A 20185-nucleotide genomic window follows, 5' to 3' on the forward strand; every position below is an offset into this window, starting at 1 on the left:
CCATGGCCTACCCGCATCCGCAGCAGTCGCCGGCCGAGACGCCGACCTGCTACCGCCATCCCGACCGGCAGACCTATGTGCGCTGCAACCGCTGCGGGCGGTACATCTGCGGTGAGTGCATGCGCTCAGCGGCGGTGGGCCATCAGTGCGTCGAGTGCGTGAATGCGGGCGCCAAAACGGTGCGGCCGGTGCGTACCCCGTTCGGCGGCCGCGCCGGCGCCACCAAGCCGATGGTCACCTACGTGCTCATCGCGGTCAACGTGCTGGCGTTCGTGCTGCAGACCGCCGTGCCCGAATTGGAGCGCGAGCTCGTGCTGTGGGCGCCGGGCGTCGCGTCCGGCGAGTGGTGGCGGCTGGTGACGTCGGCGTTCCTGCACTACGGCATCACCCACCTGCTGTTCAACATGCTGGCGCTGTACTTCGTGGGACCCGCGCTGGAAGCGGCGCTGGGCCGACTGCGCTTCGGCGCGCTCTACGGGCTGAGCGCACTCGGCGGCTCGGTGCTGGTCTACCTGCTCTCGCCGCTCAACACCGGCACGGCGGGTGCCTCCGGCGCGGTGTTCGGCCTGTTCGGCGCGACGTTCGTGGTGGCCAAGCGGCTCAACCTGGACATCCGCGGGATCGCGGGGATCATCGTGCTGAACCTCGTGTTCACGTTCGTCTACCCCCTGATCAGTTCGCAGGGCATCAGCTGGCAGGGCCACATCGGCGGGCTCGTCACCGGTGCGGCGGTGGCCGCGGCGTACGCCTACGCCCCGCGCGAGCGGCGCGACCTGATCCAGGCGGGGGTGACGGCGGCGGTCCTGGTGGTGCTGGCGGCGCTGGTCTGGTGGCACACCGGCGAACTGCTCGACCTGTTCGGCGGCCCGGTGCGCTAGGACCGCAGCTGCGGCAGCACGTCGCGCTGCCAGGACTCGAAGAAGCCGTCGAGGTCCGGTCCGATCTGCTGGACGTAGACCTCGTCGACCCCGGCGTCGAGGTACTCGCGCATCTGCGCGGCGTGCTTGTCGGGGTCCGGGCCGCACGTCACCGACTCGGCGACCTTCTCCCGCGGCACCAGAGCGCCGGCGTCGGCGAAGTCGCCGGGCCGCGGCAGCGTCTGGGCCAGCTGACCGGGCAGGCTCTCGTTCGGCCACAGCCGGTGCGCCGCATCGAGGCCCTTCTCGGCGTCGCGGTCCCAGCTGACCTTGGTGCCGGCCTGCACGGGCTTGTCGCCGCCGCCGGAGTCGCGGAACGTCTTGATCAGCTCGGCGTCCGCCATCGTGGTGGCGAAGCCGTCGCCGATGCGGCCGGCCAGCTCGGCGGCCTGTGGGCCGAAGCCCGACACATAGATGGGCACCGGCTGCTCGGGCAGCGTGTAGATGCGGGCCTCCTGCACCTCGTAGTGCAGGCCGTGGTGGCTGACCTCGTTGCCTCTGTGCAGCAGCCGGATGACGTCGACGGCCTCCTCGAGCATCTCCAGCCGGACGCCGACCGACGGCCAGTGATCGCCGAGGACGTGCTCGTTGAGTGCCTCCCCGCTGCCGACGCCCAGGACGAACCGGCCGTCGAGCTGGACGGCGGCGGTGGCGGCCGCCTGGGCGATGATCGCCGGATGGATGCGGATGGTGGGGCAGGTGACCCCCGTCGAGACCGGTAGCGAGGTCACCTGCGACAGCGCACCGATCACCCCCCACACGAACGGGCTCTGGCCCTGTTCGTCGTTCCACGGGTGGAAGTGGTCCGAGATCCACAGTGAGTCGAAGCCCGCGGCCTCCGCACGCTTGGCCTGGTCCACCAGTTCGGCAGGGGTGTACTGCTCACACGACAGGAAGTATCCGATCTTCGCCATGGCGCGCGGGGTACCCGCCGCCGCGCCGGCTATGCGTTCGGGCTATTCCGAGTGCTGCGTCGGGCTCTGCGGGGACTCCCACTTGCTCTCCAGCGAGCGGGTGACCACCGTGCCCGCCGGATACTCCTGTTGGAAGGTCTCACCGTCGGTGTCCTGGAACGTGACCGTGAAGACCGTTCCGTCCGGCGTCTCGTCGGCGCTCTTGAACACCACCTGGTAGGGCTGTGAACCGGACCCGCGGTCGACGTCGACGACGTCACCCTCGGCCACGTCGTCGATCGGATCGTTGGCAACGTTGGACATGGCCCCGACGGTAGCCGACGGCTCGGGGCATGCACGCTCAGGTCATACAGACATTGGAGAACAGCAGCACCGGCCAGGACGCGATCGAGCCGAGGAAGGAGATCGCCAGGTCGGCGCCCTCCATGCCGCGCAGGTGCTCGGTGTGCGTACTCGACCAGATGACCCCGACGATCAGGTACGGCGTCCCGAGCAGCAGTGCGATGCCGATCAACTCGGCGATGCTGAGCTTGTAGGCCAGCAGCTGACGAAGCTTGGTCTCCATCGGTGTCCCCTCCATCCACTCCACCGGAATGTTAACGGGCGTTCGTAGCTGGCGGGACGGATCGACGCGATGAGACCCCGTGTTGTCAGTCGAATACCGCGCGTGGACGACGTCGATGTGTACCGCTGTTTCGTGAGAATGTGTTCCCGTGGCGGTCGCCGGTGTGGCACGCTGACCGACATGGCAGTACCGGGGGACAGCCAGAGAACAGCCGAGGACCGCGTGTTGACCACCACCGACACCCGCATCACGATCGGGCGCCGCACCGCGCGCTGGTCCGACGAACCTGTCACCGTGGCCGACGCGATGGACTTCTGGTCGTTCGCGGCAGGCGCGGCCAACGTCATCATGCAGCTCTCCTCGCCGGGGGTGGGCTACGGCGTGGTGGAGAGCAAGGTGGACTCCGGCAACCTGCTCAAGCATCCGTGGAAGCGGGCCAGGACGACGTTCCAGTACCTCGCGGTCGCGATCCTCGGCACCGACGCCGACCGGGCGGCGATGCGGGAGGCCGTCAACGGCGCGCACCGTCACGTGAAGTCGGAGCCGGGCAGTGCGGTGCGCTACAACGCCTTCGATCGTGAACTGCAGATGTGGGTCGCCGCATGCCTTTTCGTCGGGCTGGAGGACACCTACCAGCTGCTGCGCGGTGAGATGACCCCCGAGCAGTCCGAGCAGTTCTACCGCTCGGCGTGGACGCTCGGCACCACGCTTCAGGTCACCGAGGACCAATGGCCCTCCAGCCGAGCCGATTTCGACGATTACTGGAACACCGCGTGCGCGCGGGTGACCGTCGACGACACGGTGCGTGCCTACCTAGACGACCTGATCGACCTGCGGATGATCCGGGCGCCGCTGCGGCTGACGTCGCGACGGCTGCTGAGATTCCTCACCATCGGGTTCCTGGCACCCGTGTTCCGCGACGCCATGGGGGTGCGGTGGAGTGACGCCGAGCAGCGCTGGTTCGAAAGACTCTTCCGCACAGTCGCTTTGGTCAACCGATTCCTTCCACCGTTCATCCGGCAGGGCGGCAGCCTGGTGTTGCTGGCCGATGTCCGCCGCCGTATTCGGCGCCACCGCCCGCTGATCTGACAATGGACGCGCTGCGCCGCCTGCTCGCCCGCGAGTTGACTGTCGCGGGATGGCTCGAGCTGGGCATGTGGCTCGCGATCCCGTACCTGGCGATCGGCATCGGGTTCACCTTCTTCCAGCCGGAGTTCGCCCGGCTCGCCGAGCTGCGGCTGCAGGCCACGCTGCCCGCGGGCGCCAATCTGGTGGCCTTCGGCGAGTCGGTGCTCTACTGGCCGGTGCTGCTGTTCGCGCCCGAGGTGTGCGCGGCGGTCTAGCATTCGTGATGCTCGGCGCGGGATCATGGCTCGATGGCCGACAGTGCGACCGATCAGGCGATCGACGAGCTGTACCAAGCGTTGCCCGAGGAGTTCACCGCGCTGCGGACGCGACTGGCCAAGGCGGCCAAACAGCGCGGTGACGCCGAAGGGGCCAAGGCGATCTCGGCGTCACGAAAGCCGACCACTTCGGCCTGGGTCGTCAACCGGCTGATCCACGAGGACCCCGAGGTCAGGTCGCAGCTGGCCGACCTGGGGGAGCGGCTGCGCAGCGCGCACTCCACGATGGACGGTGAGCGCATCCGGCAGTTCTCCGGCGAGCAGCGCCGTCTCGTCGGGGAGCTCACCCGCACGGCGTTCCGGGTCGCGGGCATCGCCAACCCGTCGGCGGCGCTGCGCGACGACGTCACCGACACCCTGCAGGCCGCCGTCGCGGACCCCGACGTCACCGCCCGGCTCGGCCGGCTGGCCAAGGCCGAACAGTGGTCGGGGTTCGGTGAGTTCGGTGAGATCTCCCAGGTGTCCACCACGGCGCGCGGCAGCAGGGCGGCCACGCCGAAGGCCGCCCCCGCGCCGGAGCCGAAGGCCGGCCGGGACAAGGCCGACCGGGATAAGGCCGACCGGGACAAGGAAGACAGGGACACGGCCGACCGGGAGCGGCGTGAGCGGGCGCGCGCCGTGCTGGCGGCCGCGGAGCGGGCGAAGGCCGAGGCCGACGAAGCGATCGCCGAGCGGCAGAGCGACCTGGCCACCGCGCGGCTCAAGCGCGACGACGCGCGCAACCGGCTCGCGAGGGCCGAGGAGGCGCTCGAGGAGGCCGAGGAGGCCTACGCCGCCGCCAAGCAGGCCGGCCGCGATGCGGGCGCCGTGGTGAAGGAGGCCAAGAAGGGGCTCGGCCGGGGCTGAAACCCGGTCGGACTGTGTCGCGGGTCATGCTGCCGGGACCCGCGTGTGCTTGGCGACAAACGATAGCCGACTCCCATATCGGGAGCCTACTCTCACTTACATGTCGACACTTCTGCATCGCATGGGCCGCTACGCCTTCGCCCGGCCCTGGCACGTCATCGGCGTGTGGCTGGCGCTGATCGCCGTCGTCGCAGGCATTCTCGCGATCAATCCGCCCAAGGTCTCCAACGAGATGCGCATCAACGGCACCCCCGCCCAGCAGGTCATCGACCAGCTGGCCGAGCGGATGCCCGAAGCGTCCGGCGGGCAGGGCCTGATCGCGTTCGCCGCGCCTGCAGGCACCCGCATCGACGACCCGGCGCACCGCGACGCCGTGCTGGCCGCCGTCGACGCCGTCGCGCACAGCGACCACGTGCTCGACCCGAACGAGATCGCCCGGGCCGAACTGGCCAAGGGGCCGGCCAGCCCGACGCTGGCCGCATCGGCGGCCATCGCGCAGGCGCAGGTACACGCGCCTGCGCCGGAGAATGCGCCGAAGCCGTTGCTGCTCAACGGCCGACCGGTGCCCGGCGTGGTGGTCTCGGCCGACGGCGCCGCGGCGCTCTACCAGTTCTCGTTCGACAAGCAGACCGCCGAGCTGCCCACCGGAACCATCGAGCACACCGTCGACGCCGCCCGGGAAGCACTGGGACAGAGCGGGATCGAGGTGCTGCCGTCGGCGAGCATGCTGCAGATGCCCGAGATCATCGGCGCAGGCGAGATCATCGGCGTGATGGTGGCCGCGCTCGTCCTGGTTGTCACCCTCGGCTCGCTGGTGGCCGCGGGCCTGCCGCTGGTCACCGCGCTGACCGCCGTCGCGATCGGGGTGGGCGGCACCTTCCTGTTCTCGCATCTGGTGAACATGCAGTCGATGACCGCCGTGCTGGCATTGATGCTCGGCCTGGCCGTCGGCATCGACTACGCGATGTTCATCGTCAACCGGCAGCGCCGCCTCATCCTGGACCGCGGCCTGTCGGCGGCCGACGCCGCGGCGCGGGCCATCGGCACCGCGGGCAGTGCGGTGGTCTTCGCGGGCACCACGGTCGTCATCGCGCTGGTGGCGCTGACCGTGGTCGGGATCTCGCTGCTGACGCCGATGGCGCTGGCCGCCGCGGCGACGGTGGTCGTCGCCGTCGCCTCCGCGATCACCCTGCTGCCCGCGCTGCTCGGGCTGGTCGGCGAGCGGATCTGCTCGGCGAAGGCCCGTGACGAGGCCGCCGCGGCCGACAGCGACACCGGTAACCACCGGTTCGCCTCGGCGTGGGTGGGAGCGGTGCTGCGGCACCGTGTTCCGGTCGCGATCGCCGGCGTCGTCGTCACCGGCCTGCTCGCGGTGCCCGCACTGAACATGTCGCTGGGGCTGCCCGACGGTGGCAGCTACAACCAGGGCACCCCGCAGCGGGCGAGCTACGACCTGGTCGGCGAGCACTACGGCGACGGCTTCAACGGACCCCTGGTGGTGATCGCCGAACCGGCCGCCAGTGGGGCGCTGACCACGGCCGACCTCGTCGACACCTACAACGACCTGCGCCGGATGCCCGGGGTGGAGTCGGTGAGCCTGGGCACCGTCAGCGACACCGCCGACACCGCGGTGTTCTCGGTGGTGCCCACCGCCGGTCCGACCGACGACGCCACCGCACAACTGGTGCGCGACATCCGGGCACATGCCGGACCGCTGTCGGAACTGCGCGACGTCGACCTCGGCGTCACCGGCGTCACCGCGATGGGCATCGACACCACCGACCGGCTGGCCGAGGCCATCCCGCTGTACATCGCCGTCGTCGTCGGCCTCTCGCTGTTGGTGCTGCTGGTGGTGTTCCGCTCGATCGCGGTGCCCGTCAAGGCGACGGTGGGCTTCCTGCTCAGTGTGATCGCCACGTTCGGCGCCACCACCGCGCTGTTCCAGTGGGGCTGGTTCCAGCAACTCATCGGGCTGAGCGCCACCGGGCCGATCCTGAGCCTGCTGCCGATCATCGTCATCGGTGTGTTGTACGGCCTGGCAATGGATTACGAGGTCTTCCTGGTCTCGTCGATGAAGGAGGCGCACGTGCACGGCCACCGCGGCGACGAGGCGGTGTCACACGGATTCGCCCAGGCCAGCCGGGTGGTCGCGGCGGCCGCGGTGATCATGATGGCGGTGTTCTCCGGCTTCGTGTTCAACGCCGACCCGATGATCAAGCAGATGGGCTTCGCGCTGGCGTTCGGCGTGCTGATCGACGCGTTCGTGGTGCGGATGACCGTGGTGCCCGCGGTGATGTCGATGCTGGGCGACCGGGCCTGGTGGCTGCCGCGGCGGCTGGCGGCCTTCCTGCCCGACCTGGACATCGAGGGCGACAAGCTGAATCGCCGGCTGGCCCGCAGCGCAGGCGAGGACGCACCCGTCCCCGTGTAGCCGGTCGCGCCCACCGTGCGGCGTGTCGCCTAGTGTTCGGCTGAACATCGGCGACACGCCGCACACTCGGCAACAGGGAGAAGCGATGAGATCCGGCGCCGCGATCGTTGCGACCGTCCTGGCCGTGCTCTCGGTCGCCGGTGCCCCGTTGGCGGCGGCGGGCGGCCCGCACACCATCACGCTGACCTTCATCCGGCATGCGCAGTCCGCGGGCAACGCCTCCGGCCTGATCGACACGTCGACGCCAGGTCCGGGTCTGACCGAACTCGGCCGCGAGCAGGCCGCGGCCGCCGCGGCGCATCTGAGCGGCAACGACTACGACGGCATCTTCGCCTCGACGATGGTGCGCACGCAGCAGACTGCGCAACCCATGTCGGCGGCACTCGGCGAGCCCGTCACGGTGCTGCCCGGCCTGCGCGAGATCGAGGCGGGCGAGTACGAGGGCAGACCCGAGGCCGACGCGGTGGACTACTTCTCGGCGCCGCAACGCTGGCTGGCCGGCGACCGGTCGGCCCGCATCCCGGGTTCGCTGAGCGGCGACGAATTCGACGCCCGGTTCGACGACGCCGTCCGCCGGATCTACGACAGCGGCGCCCGCGATCCCGTCGCGTTCTCCCACGGCGCGGCGATCATGCTGTGGGTGACGATGAACGTCGCCAACCCCGACCCGTCACTGCTGCGCAGCGAGCCGCTGCAGAACACCGGCCGGGTGGTGCTGTCCGGCAGCCCCGAGCAGGGCTGGACGCTCGACGACTGGCGGGGCGCTCCGGCCTGACCGCGACGTGACGTACGCCACACCGCACGTGGTCATGCGTCCGCCCCACGTCGTCTTCTCCGCCGGCCACCTGCGCGTTAGGGTTGGCGCAAGCATCCGACGATCGGGAGCACACATGAAGATCCGGCTGTTGCCATACGTCAACCTCGAGGTCGACGACCGCCTGCGCCAGGGGATCCGGCGGCGCGGCGAGCGACTGCGGCTGAACGTGCGGGCCTACCTGCTCAGCGCCGCCGACGACGTCGACACCGCGGGCGACCGGGTCCGCGGCCTCTGCGACAAGGCGGTCACCCGCGTCGACTCGGTGGTGGCCGGCGTCAACGACCGGATCGCGCCGTCGGCGCCCCGGCCGCATCTGCGCCCGGTCGCCGATCGCGAAGCCAGCTAGTACCCGCCACACTGCCCGCCACCTTCCGCGCGGACTGAGCGCGCGCCCGCGCTGACCCCGCGCCGCACTCCGCCTACGGTGGTGGGTGCTGCCTGCCGACGGCGGCAGGACCGGAAGGGGTGCGCGGCTTGGTGGGCCACGGTTTGGCGGTGCTCTTCGCACTGCTTGCAGCGGTGTTCATGGCGGTCGGGATCGTCGTGCGACAGCGCGCCACGATGGACGTGCCCGCGGAGAAAGGCGTCAGCACCCTGATGTTGATGACGCTGGTGCGCCGCCCCCTGTGGTGGGCCGGCACCGGGTCCGCCGTCGCCGGCTTCGTGTTCCAGGCGCTGGCGCTGGGCTACGGGTCGCTGATCCTGGTGCAACCGATCCTGGTGTCCGCCCTGCTGTTCGCGCTTCCGCTGAGCGCGCGGCTGGCCGGCAGGCGGGTGAGCCGCGCCGAATGGCTGTGGGCGGTGCTGCTGACCGTCGCGCTGACGGTGTTCGTGGCGCTGGCCAAGGCCAAGGCCGGCGACTACGACATCTCGACACCGGCGACGGTGGCGGTGGCCGTGGTGTGCGGCGCGGCGGTGCTGGCGTGCATCGCCGTCGCGGTCCGCGCCGTCGACTGGCGGCGCGCAGTGCTGCTGGCCGTCGCCGTCGGGGTGCTCTTCGGCGTGGTCGCGGTGCTCACCAAGATCGTGATGCACCTGATCACCGAGGGCCGGGTCGAGGCGGTGCTGACGACGCCCACGATCTACCTCGTCGTCCTGCTCGGGGTGGCCGCGACGCTGCTGCAGCAGTCGGCCTTCCACGCGGGCTCGCTGCAGACCTCGGTGCCGACGATGCTGGTGCTGGAGCCGGCGGTCGCCGTCGTGCTGGGCTCGGTGCTGCTCGGCGAGCACCTGTCGATCACCGGTTGGGAACCGGTGGCCCTGGTCATCGCGATCGCCGCGATGGTGGCGGCCACCATCGCCCTCGGCCGTGAGGAAGGCGCCTACGAAGCCGAACTCGAGGCCGTGGTGCGCCAGCCGTAGCGGTTACGGGTTGATCGTGTTCTCGCCGATCTGGCGTCCCCACACGTATTCGATGGCGATGGGCTGACCGAGTTCGATGTGGTTGTACGGCGCGAGCGAGGCGCCGGTGTCCATCACCAGATACGGCGCGGGGAACAGGTCGCGGGTGACCTTCTGCCAACAGCCCGGCCTGCCCTCGGGGCCGCCCTTGGCGTTCACCTTGGGCAGGTTATCCGGGTACACCCACGGGTTGGCTGCGCCGACGAGCGTGTTGTGCAGGTTCACCGAATAGCCGTTGCCGCCGTTGAACTCGGTGAACTTGGGCTCGTTGTCGTGCCAGTTGCGGATGGTGCAGTACAGCGCGGGGCTGTACTCGTCGAGCGTCGCCGAGGTGCGGATCAGATCCTCGGAGCCGCGCACCAGGTAGGGGCCGCCGCGCTCGAACACGTCGCCGCCGGTGTTGCCGAAGCCGACCGCGGCCATCAGCGCCGCGTCGAGGTTGCCGCGCTCCTGATTCAGGGTGCGCGCGGTGGTGACGGCGTTCTCCAGCCCGTCGAACAGGTCCGGCGCGGCGTCGGCGTACACCTCGCCGAGGTCGGCCAGCAACTGGGTGTCGCGGCGGATCTGCGGCATCTGCGGGTTGACGTCGGCCAGGATCTCGTTGCCGTTGACCACCGCCTGGCCGAACCGCTCACCGAGTCCGTCGAGTGCCTCGGCGGTCGCGGTCAGCGTCTGGTTCAGCTTGATCGGGTCGACCTGCTGGGCGACCTCGACCACCGTCTCGAACAGCGTGTTGAACTCGGTGGTCACGCTGGTCGCGTCGACGACGTCGGCGGGGTCGAGCCGCTGCGGCACCGGGTTCTCCGGCGTCGAGAACGACACGAACTTGTTGCCGAACACCGTGGAGGCCGCGATGTCGACGTCCACGTTGGCCGGGATGAGCCGCATGTACTGCGGGTCGATGTCGAGGAGCAGCTTGGCCCGCGGTTCGTTGCCGACACTCTGCGGCTCGACCTCCGCCACCCGGCCGATCTGCACGCCGTTGTAGGTGACCTTGGAACCCGGGTCGGTGTTCAGGCCGGCGCGGTCGGCCATCAGGGTGAGGCGCGTCACCGGTGTGAAGGACCCGCGGAACTGCAGCCACACCATCGCCAGGATCACCACCATGATCACGATGGTGAAGACGCTCGCCGTCTTCACGGGCGGATCCCAGCGCCAGTGCTTGAACCGTTTTTGCAGGCCGGTATCCACAGGTGCTTCCTCCCCGGATGGTCGTCACCTCGGCCGCCAGCATATAAGTTAATGACGATTCCGACAGTTAAAGTGACCTAACTTTTTCAACCCCGGTTGCGTCGCCGCAAGTGAGTGCGGTGCACATCACGTGATGACGGGTGTGCGACGCAGGTCACATTCGCGCGGGCGCCGGCTCAATGCATAGACTGGCTAAAGAGCCATGCCGAGAGGACACCCGATGCTGACGCCCCTGCCGGCCGACGAGTGGGACGACCACACCAGCCGCGCCCTCGAAGGCACCGTGGCTCCCGAGCGGCGCAACCCCGAGGACGCGGGGAACGCGCTGGCGACACTCGTGCGCCATCCGGAACTGGCGGGCAAGTTCCTGCCGTTCAACACCTATCTGATGGAGGGTTCGTCGCTGCCCCCGCGCGAGCGCGAACTGGCCATTCTGCGTGTCGCCCACCGCCACGGGTGCCGGTACGAGTGGGTGCACCACGTCGCGATCGGCAGGCAGGCCGGCCTGACCGACGCCGACGTGGAGGCCGCCCGCACCGGCGAGGCCGCAGGCGCGTTCGACCGCGCGGTGCTGGCCGCCGTCGACGAACTCCACGACGGGTCGCGGATCACTCCCGGCACCTGGGATGCGCTGGGGCAGCACCTCGATGACCGGCAGCGGATGGACCTGCTGTTCACCGCAGGCGGTTACGGCGTGCTGGCGACGGCGCTGAACACCTTCGGCGTTGAACCCGAGGAGTGGGCGGGCAAGCCGGAGCACTACCAGGCCGGCGCCGACTCGGGCATCGGCTCGTAGCGGACGAACCGGCGGGTGAACGAACCCGCACCGTGGGACAGCGACCGCAGGTCCACCGCGTAGCGGCTGAGCTCGATCTGCGGGACGTCCGCCTTCAGCAGCGTGCGGTCGCCGCCCATCGTCTCGGTGCCCAGCACCCGGCCGCGACGCGTCGACAGGTCGCTCATCACCGCGCCCACCAGATCGTCGGGGATCAGTACCGACACCTCGTCGACCGGTTCCAGCGCCGTGATTACCGTCGCGGCGGCCGCGTCGCGCAACGCCAGCGCACCGGCCGTCTGGAACGCCGAGTCCGACGAGTCCACGCTGTGCGCCTTGCCGTCGACCAGCGTCACCCTGATGTCGACCACGGGGTGTTCCGCTCCACTGTTGCCGCTGAGGCCCTTGGCCATCTGCGCCCGGACGCCCTTCTCCACGCTGGGGATGAACTGGCGCGGCACCGCACCGCCGACGACGCGGTCGACGAACTCGAAGCCCGCACCGGGGGGCAACGGCTCGACCTCGATGTCGCACACCGCGTACTGGCCGTGACCGCCGGACTGTTTGACGTGCCTGCCATGGCCTTTCGCGGCGGCGCCGAACGTCTCGCGCAGCGGCACCCGCAGTTCGACGACGTCGACGGCGACGCCGTAGCGACGTGCCAGCGCATCGAGCACGACGTGGGAGTGTGCCTCGCCCATGCACCACAGCACCAGCTGGTGGGTGTCGGGGTTCTGCTCGATGCGCAGCGTCGGGTCCTCGGCGGCCAACCGCGCCAAGCCGACCGACAGCTTGTCCTCGTCGGTCCTGGCGCGCGGCGCCACCGCGATCGGCAGCAGCGGCTCGGGCATCGTCCACGGTTTGAGCACCAGTGGTGAATCCTTGTCCGACAACGTGTCTCCGGTCTCGGCGTGGCTCAGCCTGCCGATCGCGCAGATGTCGCCTGCGATCACCGACGGCGCGGGCCGCTGGTGGCGACCGAGCGGGAACGACAGCGCACAGATCCGTTCGTCCTCGTCGTGGTCGGCGGGTCCGGCGCCCGCGCCGAAGAAGGACGAGAAATGGCCCGACACGTGCACCGTCATGTCGGGCCTGATCGTCCCGGAGAACACCCGGGCCAGACTCACCCTGCCGACGTAGGGGTCCGACGTCGTCTTCACCACCTCGGCGAGCAGCGGGCCGTCCGGGTCGCAGCACAACCCCTTGCGGTCGGCACCCTGCGGCGTGAACGCCTCGGGCAGTGGGTGTTCCGGTGGCGACGGGAAGCCGCGCGCGGCGACCTCGAGCAGTTCCAGCGTGCCGGTGCCGGTGGTGCTGCACACCGGGACGACGGGAAAGAACGACGCGCGGGCGACGGCCTTCTCGAGGTCCTCGATCAGCACCGACTCGTCGATGTCCTCGCCGCCGAGGTAGCGCTCCATCAGGGTCTCGTCCTCGGACTCCTCGATGATGCCCTCGATCAGGGCGCCGCGCAGTTCGCCGGCGCGGTCGTCGCCGGCGGGGGTACGGGCGAGCAGCCCGGTCAGCCCGTCGCCGGCGGGCACGTACAGCGGAAGAACCCTGTCGCCGAACGCATCCTGTGCCGCGGAGAGTGCCGCGGAGTAGTCGGCCCTGGCGTGGTCGAGCTTGGTGATCACCACCGCCCTCGGGATCCTCACCTGGCTGCACTCCAGCCACAGCGACCGCGTCGGCTCGTCGACACCCTCGTTCGCGGCGATCACGAACAGCGCGCAGTCCGCCGCCCTCAGTCCGGCCCGCAGCTCACCGACGAAGTCGGCGTAGCCGGGGGTGTCGATCAGGTTGATCTTGACGTCGCGGAACCGCAGCGACGCCAGCGCCAGGCCGACCGACCGCTGCTGGGCGACCTCCGCGTCGTCGCTGTCGCAGACGGTGGTGCCGTCGGTCACGGAGCCGGCGCGGTTGAGCACACCGGCGGCCACCAGTAGCGCCTCGACGAGCGTCGTCTTGCCCGCCCCGGAGGGGCCGACGAGCACGACGTTGCGGATGGCGGCGGGCCGGGCCGCGGTGATGACGGCGGAGGCGCCGCCGCGGGAGGTTGTCGTCCGGTCGGCCATGACGATCCCTTCGCCCGGGCCGCGTCGCCCGGTGCACCGTCCAGAATTCTCCGATGCGGACGGCAGCACAAGGGCGGCCGTCAGAGCATGCGGGCCAGGTGCCTGTTGCGCCGGACGAGGGTGTGCTTGAGAACCAGCCCGACGTGCAGGGCGATCGCCAGTAGCAACGCGATCTGGGCGGCCACGTGCAGCGGCACCCAGTCGTGACCGAGGGCGAGCACCGCCAGCCCGGTGCCGGGCACCACGAACAGCAGTGCCAGCAGCGCCTTCTCCAGGGCGGCCTCGAGGGTGCGTTCCCCCGCGGTGAGGTTCTCCGCCCACGGCGGCAACCCGGCCACGGCACGCCAGACGATCCGCAGCACACCGAGGGCGATCAGCGAGAGACCCAGCGTCACATGGAGTTCCGGCAACGAGACCCCGTCACCGGCGAAGGTGCCCGACGCCACGTCGCCGAACGCGTCGGCCACGTAGTCGTCCTCGCGGACGTCGAGTTCGTCCTCCAGTCGGTCGATCTCGTTCTCGAAACGTTCCTCGGCCGCTTCGCCCTGCCGTTCGGCCCGCTCCTCGCCGCGCTCCTCGAGTTCGTCGATGCGGTCCTTCTCGCGGTCGAGCGCGGCCTCGTCGGGACCCATCGTCGCGCCCACCGTGAACTGCGCGACGATCACCGCGACGGTCAGCCAGTGCAGGAGCTTCGAGACGGCGCCGTACCCGTGGGCGCCGTTGCGCAGCCGGATCAGGCCTGCCACGACGACCACCGTCGCACCGCGACGGTCACCACCGGACCGTCGAGGGCGAGGCGCTGGTACTGAACGTACTTGTGGCGCAGCAGCGAATAGCCGGCCGCCATCTCCTCGCCGCTGTGGTGCACCGTCGCCTCGCCGTCGGCGCGCGCCCACCACAGCTGGGTCCAGTCGTCGTCGTAGTGGTCGACGAGCAGCGTCACCCGCGGATCGGCCTCGATGTTGGCCAACCGCCGCAGCCGCTGGGTGGTCTTGCGCTTGGCGTCGACCGCGGTGTAGATCGTGTCACCCGACACGGCGAACACCACCGGCACCAGGTGCGGCGCGCCGCCGGGGTCGATGGTCGCCAGCACCGCGGACGGGGCATCCGCGAAGCGGGCCGCTGCCGCCCTGGCGTCGTCGTCACCGGCCATCTCGGACTCACACCGCCTTGACCGGTTCGATCCCGAGGTCGCGGTAGGTGACCAGCGCGACGAACGGGACGTTGCGTTCGGCGAACAGTGCGGCCGCCACGTCGCCGCGGTCGACCATCGGGATGACGCCGGTGGCCACGGCGCCCGCCGCGGTCACCCGGTCGAGCGCGAGCGCCGTCGATCCGCCGGTGCTGATCACGTCGTCGACCAGCAGCACCCGCGTGCCGGGCTCGATGCGGGTGCCCTCGATCCACTGTTCGCGGCCGCGCGACTTCTGCTCCTTGCGCACCGAGAACCACGCGGCACCGGTCACCATCGCGACGCCGTGGGCCAGCGGATCCGCGCCCATGGTGAGCCCGCCGACGGCGTCGAACTCGATGCCGTTCATCGCCGCCAGATCCGCGACCGCACGGCTCACCACGGTCAGCCGTTCACCGTTGTCGACGGCGTACTTACCGTCGATGTAGTCGTGGCTGAGCTGCCCGCTCGCCAGCCGGAACGGCTCGGCGCGGTGCTCGTATCCGCGGGTGCGGATCAGGTCGAAGGCGGCTTGCCAGGTGTCCGGACGCCCGGTCGCAGCAGACATACCGGCGATCGTATTGCAGGGTCAGCCGTCCCCGCGGGCGCGGCGGGTCAGTTCCACCGCCGCCGAGCGCAGTTCCCCGAACGACGCGATGGGCGCGGCGTAGCCGATGCGCGGGTACGCGACGCCGCGCGGTGTGGTCACCCGCAGGTCGAGGCCGTACCGGTCGGCGCCGGTGCAGACGGCGGCCGTGGCGTCGGGGTAACCGCCGAGCGAGGCGGCCATCGCCAGCAGCGACTCCGCGTGGTCGGCGTTGAGGTGGGCGACGGCGCCCGCGGCTCGCGGCGCCACCGGATCGGGCTCGGCGGCCGCGTACTCGGCGCCGGTGGTGGACTCCATCCGGCCGTACCCGCCGACCCACCGGACCCGCTGCACCCGCAGCACCCACAGCGTGAAGTCGCTGTAGTCGATGTAGTACTTGGCGGCCGCGACCGCGGCCAGGTGCGCCTCGCGGGCGGCGTCGCGCTCGTCGCCGGTCGGGCGTTCGGCGACACCGGCGAGGGTGACCCGGCCACTGGCCAGCGGGTCGGTGTCGGTGACAGGCGCGACGATCGCCAGGCTGGCCCGCGGGTCGCCGTCGAGGTTGCGGCCGTGCTCGGCGAGGTTCGACACGCACAGCACGGGCGCCCCGCCGTGCAGTCCGTAGGTGACGAACGACGCCCAGGGGTCGCCGTCCGCGGTGAGCGTCGCCAGCGTCGCGGTGTTGGTAGAGGCCGCGATGGTGCGGGCCTCTTCGGCGGCCGACGGGCGGACGGCACGGGACACCTCGCCCAGGGGCGGGGGGATCGACGGGGCGTCGCCGGGGTCACCATGATCGCGGTTGGCCACCTCGGCACCCTACCTGACCTGCGCGCGGCCGCCGATGGGACGGCCGGCAGCCGCCCCGGGGGACCGTCGGCGAAGGGCTATTGCCGACAGCTACCGCCAAATGCCGTCAATATGCGAAAATACCTGCGGTGGGTGTGTGGTATAGCAATCGCCCGCCGGGGGAGTGAGGGTCGCATGGCAATGCCGTCGTTGCGTCCGCTGATGTGTGCCGGTGTCGTGGTGGGTGGACTGGTCGTGGCGGGTCCGGTCGCGGGCGTCGCGGTTGCCGAACCCGGCAGCTCCGATGATGCGGGCAAGTCCGACAGCAGTGAAACCGGCAAAGGCGACGACGACCGCACGCCCGGACAGGGGCGCGACTCCCGCAACGACGACGGTGCCGGCAGTCAGCGCAAGCGGCGGACATTCGGTATCAGCCTCGGCGGCACCCGGGCGCGTGAGGAGCGCACCGACGACGGCGAGGACACCAAATCCGACCGCGACCGCATCGACATCCGCGTGCCCGGCGGCCGGAGCAACCTGCCCATCCCGCAGGTGAGGATGTCCGTCGGCGCAACCGAGCGCGAGGCCGACAACTGCACCGGGTCGTGCCTGGCGAGTCTGCGTGTCGGGACGCCGGGCGTCTCCGCATCGGTGTCGCTGTACTCCGGCGCACGCGAACCCGAACCGGAACCACCCGGCCCGGCGTTCCGCGGCGGACCCGCCGAGGAGGACCCGGTCGTCGATGCCGGCAGCGGCGGTGAGGTGGGGCAGTTCAGCCCCGGGGCGCCGGAGGTGCTCGAGGTGCCGATGATCGTCGCCGCGCCGCCCGTCGTGGGGATGGCACCACCGCTCGCCGTCGTACCGGGTGCGCCGGGGCCCGCACCGGCGTCGACGGGGTTCTTCGGCATCCAGGCCGCCCTGCCCTCGTCGGCCACGGGCGGGTCGATGATCGGCACGCCATCCGCTTTCAACGCACCCGCGCTACCGGGGTCGAGCGTCGCGAGCGGTGCCGCGGCGCGGTTGGGTCTGCCGTCCGCCTCGCGCGCCGGCGGGCCGGGCGGCCAGTGGGTCGGCGCCATGCCGGGGTTGTTCGGGCTGTTCCTCGTGACGGCCTGCGGCGGCTTCATCGGCTACCGGCAGGCCAACGCGGGCCGGTACGTGCGCTCCGGGGGAGCCGACCGGTTCCTGGGCTGACGGCTAGCCGCCGAGTGCGGCGATGAGGTCCTTGATCTTGGCGGTCTCCGCCTCGCTCGCCTGCTCCTCGGCCTCGACGGCCTCGATCAGGTCGCGGCGCAGTCCGACACCGTTGGCGGCTTCCTTGGTGCTCAGCTTGGCCCGCGTGCGTGCGACGTAGAGGCGCTGCCCGAGGGTGGCTCCGGGGCCGCCGGCCGCGCTCTCCATCAACGCGTCGTAGCGGTTGCGCACACCGCTGAGCGCGACGATCACCGACGGGTTGATCCGGCTGTGGCTCGCGGCCTCCGACATCGCACCGAGCAGCTTGCGCAGACCCGTCAGCACCACCGCGGACCGCTCCGGGAACTCGGGATCGGTCGCGTCGGGCAGCGAGTCGATGGCCGCCGAGTACATGTGCATCGCCGCATCGGACAGACTGACGATTACCGGAGCTTCACCATCATTTGGCGTCGATTCAGCCACAGACCCACCCGAATTCCTACTCAGAGTATCGATCGCCCCCGACGGGCGGATCACAGACGCCGAAACCGTAACGCGTCGGCCCCGGGGTTTCAACAGTTACCTCACACCGTGGAACCGGTGCCGGAAACCGGCCCGGCGGGCCACGATTCGGTTCGCGCCGCGATGGGTAGGTTTCAGGGTGCGACGGCGCCGCGACCCCCGTCCGACGATCTGGAGCCAAGCGATGAACATGCCGTTCGACACCTGGCTACCGCAGCAGCGGTGGTACGCCGGGCGCACCCGCCACCTCGAGGAGGTCCGGCCGGGCCGGGTGATCTCTCTGCGACCCGACCTCGACCTGGTGCTGCTCGACGTCCTCTACGCCGACGGCGCCGCTGAGCGATACCAGTTGCTGGTCGGCCGCGGCGACACCACGCCCTCCGACGTTCCCTCCGGTGCGGTGATCGGCGTCGACGACGGCCGCACCGCCTACGACGCGCTGTTCGACCCGGCCGCCGCGCAGTACCTGCTGTCGCTGATCGACGACGATGCCGACGTCGACGGCGTCCGCTTCGTCAAGGAACCGGGCGCCGCCCTGCCGACGGGCGAGGCGGCCAGGGTGTCGGGCGCCGAGCAGAGCAATACCAGCGTGATCTTCGGCCGCGAGGCCATCTTCAAGGCCTTCCGCCGCCTCACCCCCGGCGTCAACCCCGACATCGAGCTCAACCGGGTGCTCGCCCGTGCGGGCAACCCGCACGTCGCCCGCCTGCTGGGCTCCATCGAGACGACGCTGGACGGGCAGCCCTACGCGATGGGCATGGTGACCGAGTTCGCCGGCGGCTCCACCGAAGGCTGGGACATGGCCCTGGCCAGCACCCGGAATCTGTTCGTCGACACTCAGAACGGCGGCGCCGCAGACGAATTCGTTGCGGAGTCACGCCTGCTCGGCGAGGCCGTCGCCTCGGTGCACGCCACGCTCGCCGACGAGTTGGGCACGTCGACCCTGCCGTTCCCCACCGACACGGTGCTCGAGCGGCTGCGCGCGGTGGCCGGTGCGGTACCCGAGATCGGCCGCTACGTGCCGTTGATCGAGGAGCGCTACCGCAAGCTGGCCGAGCAGTCGATCACCGTGCAGCGCGTGCACGGCGACCTGCACCTGGGCCAGGTGCTGCGCACCGGGGCCGCCTGGCTGCTCATCGACTTCGAGGGTGAGCCCGGCCAGCCGCTCGACGAGCGCAGGCGGCCGGACTCCGCACTGCGCGACGTCGCCGGTGTGCTGCGGTCCTACGAGTACGCCGCCCACCAGCAGCTGATCGAGGGTACGGAGGAGACCGATCCGCAGCAGGCCCAGCGCGCCCGGGAGTGGGCGCAGCGCAACGTGACTGCGTTCTGCGACGGATACGCCGCCGGATGTGGCGCGGATCCCCGCGATTCGGCCGAACTGCTGGCGGCATACGAACTGGACAAGGCCGTGTACGAGGCGGGCTACGAGAGCCGTCACCGGCCGGGGTGGCTGCCCATCCCGTTGGACTCGATCGCCCGCCTCGTCGGGTAGCGGCCGCTACAGCGTGGCGACCTCGTAGTCGGTGAGCCGGTCGGTCAGCACGTGCAGCTGGTCACCGGCCGAGCCCAGGGTGTGCTCGATGGCCGTCAGGCGCGCCGCGTAGTGCCCGACCGGGTACTCGGCGGTGACGCCGATGCCGCCGTGCAACTGGATCGCCTCCTGGCTGATGTGGCGCCCGGAGCGGCAGATCTGCAGCTTCGCCCGAGCCGACACCGCCGGGTCGAAGTTGCCGTCCGCGATCGACATGGCGGCGTACATGCTCATGGAACGCGCCAGTTCGAGGGAGACGTACATGTCGGCGGCGCGCTGGGTGAGCGTCTGGAACTTGTTCAGCGTGACACCGAATTGCTTACGGCTGGTGAGGTATTCGGTGGTCAGCCGCAGCGCCTCCTCCATCGCGCCGAGCGCCTCGGCGCACAGGGCGGACTGCAGGCGCACGACGGTGCGGGCGATCGCCTCGGATGCGTCCGACGCCGAACCCAGCGGCTGCGCCGGCGCGTCGGCCAGGTCGACCTGCGCGCCGTGCTGGCCGTCGAAGGTGCGGTAGCCCGTGCGGGTGACCGCGTCGGCCTCCACCAGAAACAGGCCCGTCCCGCCGTCGGGGAGCGCCGCGCTGACCACCAGCGTGTCCGCTGAGTCGCCGGCGAGCACCGGGTTCTTGCGTCCGCTGAGCGACCACGAATCCCCTTGCTGCACAGCCTTGGTCGTGATCGTCCCGGCCGCGCCGCGCATGCCGGGCTCGACGTGGGCGAAGGCCAGCAGCCGCTGACCGGCGGCCACCTCGTCGAGGAGGCCGCGCTGCTCGTCGGTGCCTGCTTCGGCGATCAGCGCGCCGGGGCCCAGCGCGGCGTTCAGCACCGGTTCCGGGGCGAGCCTGCGACCGATCTCGGTGGCCACCGCCATGATCTCGAGTGCCCCGCCGGCGTCCTCCTCGAATCCGAGTCCCAGGATGCCGATCTCGGCGAGCTGGTTCCACACGTCGCGGCTCCACCCGAGCTCGGAGTCGATCACCTTGAGGCGGCTCTCCGGGTCGTAGCTGCGGGCCAGCACGTCACGGGTGGTGTCGCGCAGCAGCACCTGCTCTTCGCTGAGCTGAAAGTCCATGAGT

The 20185-nt window shown here is 70.6% G+C and carries 22 protein-coding genes; 11 read left to right on the plus strand and 11 right to left on the minus strand.

Going from position 1 to position 20185, the window contains the following annotated elements; all coding sequences use genetic code 11:
* The first annotated feature begins 2 nt into the window (after positions 1–2).
* On the plus strand, positions 3–878 hold the full coding sequence (locus AB0K11_RS22995; protein WP_364982360.1) for a rhomboid family intramembrane serine protease: 876 nt from the start codon (positions 3–5) through the stop codon (positions 876–878).
* Here the strand turns inward: AB0K11_RS22995 and AB0K11_RS23000 are convergent.
* The 3 genes from AB0K11_RS23000 to AB0K11_RS23010 are packed head-to-tail and all read right to left on the minus strand — an operon-like array spanning position 875 to position 2396.
* The gene (locus AB0K11_RS23000) at positions 875–1831 is read right to left on the minus strand and encodes a TIGR03557 family F420-dependent LLM class oxidoreductase (RefSeq protein WP_364982363.1); all 957 of its coding nucleotides are present in this window, start codon (positions 1829–1831) and stop codon (positions 875–877) included. The genes AB0K11_RS22995 and AB0K11_RS23000 overlap by 4 nt on opposite strands.
* Before the next feature lie 42 nt (positions 1832–1873).
* Positions 1874–2134, minus strand: a complete 261-nt coding sequence (locus AB0K11_RS23005; protein ID WP_364982366.1) for a hypothetical protein — start codon at positions 2132–2134, stop codon at positions 1874–1876.
* A gap of 37 nt (positions 2135–2171) precedes the next feature.
* Positions 2172–2396, minus strand: coding sequence for a hypothetical protein (locus tag AB0K11_RS23010; protein WP_264011630.1), 225 nt, complete (start codon positions 2394–2396; stop codon positions 2172–2174).
* 180 nt (positions 2397–2576) lie between these two features.
* Between AB0K11_RS23010 and AB0K11_RS23015 the strand changes: the two genes are divergently transcribed.
* The 7 genes from AB0K11_RS23015 (at position 2577) to AB0K11_RS23045 (ending at position 9255) form a co-directional block, all read left to right on the plus strand.
* A complete protein-coding gene (locus AB0K11_RS23015) occupies positions 2577–3485 on the plus strand; it encodes an oxygenase MpaB family protein (protein ID WP_364982370.1) in 909 nt (302 codons plus the stop codon).
* Between the two features lie 2 nt (positions 3486–3487).
* Positions 3488–3739 (plus strand): hypothetical protein, encoded by a 252-nt coding sequence (locus tag AB0K11_RS23020; RefSeq protein WP_364982373.1) that lies wholly within the window; start codon positions 3488–3490, stop codon positions 3737–3739.
* A gap of 33 nt (positions 3740–3772) precedes the next feature.
* Complete coding sequence (locus AB0K11_RS23025; RefSeq protein ID WP_364982376.1) at positions 3773–4645, plus strand: hypothetical protein; 873 nt, start codon at positions 3773–3775, stop codon at positions 4643–4645.
* 100 nt (positions 4646–4745) lie between these two features.
* Entirely contained in the window at positions 4746–7076 is a 2331-nt protein-coding gene (locus AB0K11_RS23030) for an MMPL family transporter (protein WP_364982379.1), read from the plus strand.
* An 85-nt stretch (positions 7077–7161) separates the two neighbouring features.
* The gene (locus AB0K11_RS23035; protein ID WP_364982382.1) at positions 7162–7851 is read left to right on the plus strand and encodes a histidine phosphatase family protein; all 690 of its coding nucleotides are present in this window, start codon (positions 7162–7164) and stop codon (positions 7849–7851) included.
* Positions 7852–7966: 115 nt separating this feature from the next.
* Positions 7967–8239, plus strand: coding sequence for a hypothetical protein (locus AB0K11_RS23040; protein ID WP_264013791.1), 273 nt, complete (start codon positions 7967–7969; stop codon positions 8237–8239).
* Positions 8240–8367: 128 nt separating this feature from the next.
* On the plus strand, positions 8368–9255 hold the full coding sequence (locus tag AB0K11_RS23045; RefSeq protein WP_364982385.1) for a DMT family transporter: 888 nt from the start codon (positions 8368–8370) through the stop codon (positions 9253–9255).
* Between the two features lie 3 nt (positions 9256–9258).
* Here AB0K11_RS23045 and AB0K11_RS23050 read toward each other — a convergent pair whose 3' ends face one another.
* Positions 9259–10434, minus strand: a complete 1176-nt coding sequence (locus AB0K11_RS23050; protein WP_364982388.1) for an MCE family protein — start codon at positions 10432–10434, stop codon at positions 9259–9261.
* Positions 10435–10705: 271 nt separating this feature from the next.
* Between AB0K11_RS23050 and AB0K11_RS23055 the strand changes: the two genes are divergently transcribed.
* Positions 10706–11281 (plus strand): carboxymuconolactone decarboxylase family protein, encoded by a 576-nt coding sequence (locus AB0K11_RS23055; RefSeq protein WP_364982391.1) that lies wholly within the window; start codon positions 10706–10708, stop codon positions 11279–11281.
* Here AB0K11_RS23055 and AB0K11_RS23060 read toward each other — a convergent pair.
* The 5 genes from AB0K11_RS23060 to AB0K11_RS23080 form a co-directional block, all read right to left on the minus strand.
* Positions 11245–13335: an elongation factor G-like protein EF-G2 gene (locus AB0K11_RS23060; RefSeq protein WP_364982394.1), complete on the minus strand. Its 2091-nt coding sequence runs from the start codon at positions 13333–13335 to the stop codon at positions 11245–11247. The genes AB0K11_RS23055 and AB0K11_RS23060 overlap by 37 nt on opposite strands.
* An 80-nt stretch (positions 13336–13415) precedes the next feature.
* Positions 13416–14081: a cytochrome b/b6 domain-containing protein gene (locus AB0K11_RS23065; protein WP_364982397.1), complete on the minus strand. Its 666-nt coding sequence runs from the start codon at positions 14079–14081 to the stop codon at positions 13416–13418.
* On the minus strand, positions 14069–14488 hold the full coding sequence (locus AB0K11_RS23070) for a TIGR03668 family PPOX class F420-dependent oxidoreductase (RefSeq protein WP_364982401.1): 420 nt from the start codon (positions 14486–14488) through the stop codon (positions 14069–14071). The genes AB0K11_RS23065 and AB0K11_RS23070 overlap by 13 nt, the downstream gene beginning before the upstream one ends.
* Before the next feature lie 7 nt (positions 14489–14495).
* A complete protein-coding gene (locus AB0K11_RS23075; protein ID WP_364982404.1) occupies positions 14496–15074 on the minus strand; it encodes a phosphoribosyltransferase family protein in 579 nt (192 codons plus the stop codon).
* Positions 15075–15095: 21 nt separating this feature from the next.
* Entirely contained in the window at positions 15096–15899 is an 804-nt protein-coding gene (locus AB0K11_RS23080) for a DUF2470 domain-containing protein (RefSeq protein ID WP_364982407.1), read from the minus strand.
* A 174-nt stretch (positions 15900–16073) separates the two neighbouring features.
* On the opposite strand from AB0K11_RS23080, the gene AB0K11_RS23085 reads away from it, so the two are divergent.
* The gene (locus tag AB0K11_RS23085) at positions 16074–17072 is read left to right on the plus strand and encodes a hypothetical protein (RefSeq protein WP_364982410.1); all 999 of its coding nucleotides are present in this window, start codon (positions 16074–16076) and stop codon (positions 17070–17072) included.
* 3 nt (positions 17073–17075) lie between these two features.
* Here AB0K11_RS23085 and AB0K11_RS23090 read toward each other — a convergent pair whose 3' ends face one another.
* Positions 17076–17465 carry a hypothetical protein gene (locus AB0K11_RS23090; RefSeq protein WP_364983129.1) on the minus strand — a complete coding sequence of 130 codons (390 nt, stop codon included), beginning with the start codon at positions 17463–17465 and terminating at the stop codon, positions 17076–17078.
* Between the two features lie 292 nt (positions 17466–17757).
* Between AB0K11_RS23090 and AB0K11_RS23095 the strand changes: the two genes are divergently transcribed.
* Positions 17758–19068 carry a maltokinase gene (locus AB0K11_RS23095; protein ID WP_364982413.1) on the plus strand — a complete coding sequence of 437 codons (1311 nt, stop codon included), beginning with the start codon at positions 17758–17760 and terminating at the stop codon, positions 19066–19068.
* A gap of 6 nt (positions 19069–19074) precedes the next feature.
* Here AB0K11_RS23095 and AB0K11_RS23100 read toward each other — a convergent pair whose 3' ends face one another.
* The gene (locus AB0K11_RS23100) at positions 19075–20181 is read right to left on the minus strand and encodes an acyl-CoA dehydrogenase family protein (protein WP_364982416.1); all 1107 of its coding nucleotides are present in this window, start codon (positions 20179–20181) and stop codon (positions 19075–19077) included.
* Positions 20182–20185 lie beyond the last annotated feature (4 nt).

Source organism: Mycobacterium sp. NPDC050551 (assembly GCF_040674075.1).
Taxonomy (GTDB): domain Bacteria; phylum Actinomycetota; class Actinomycetes; order Mycobacteriales; family Mycobacteriaceae; genus Mycobacterium.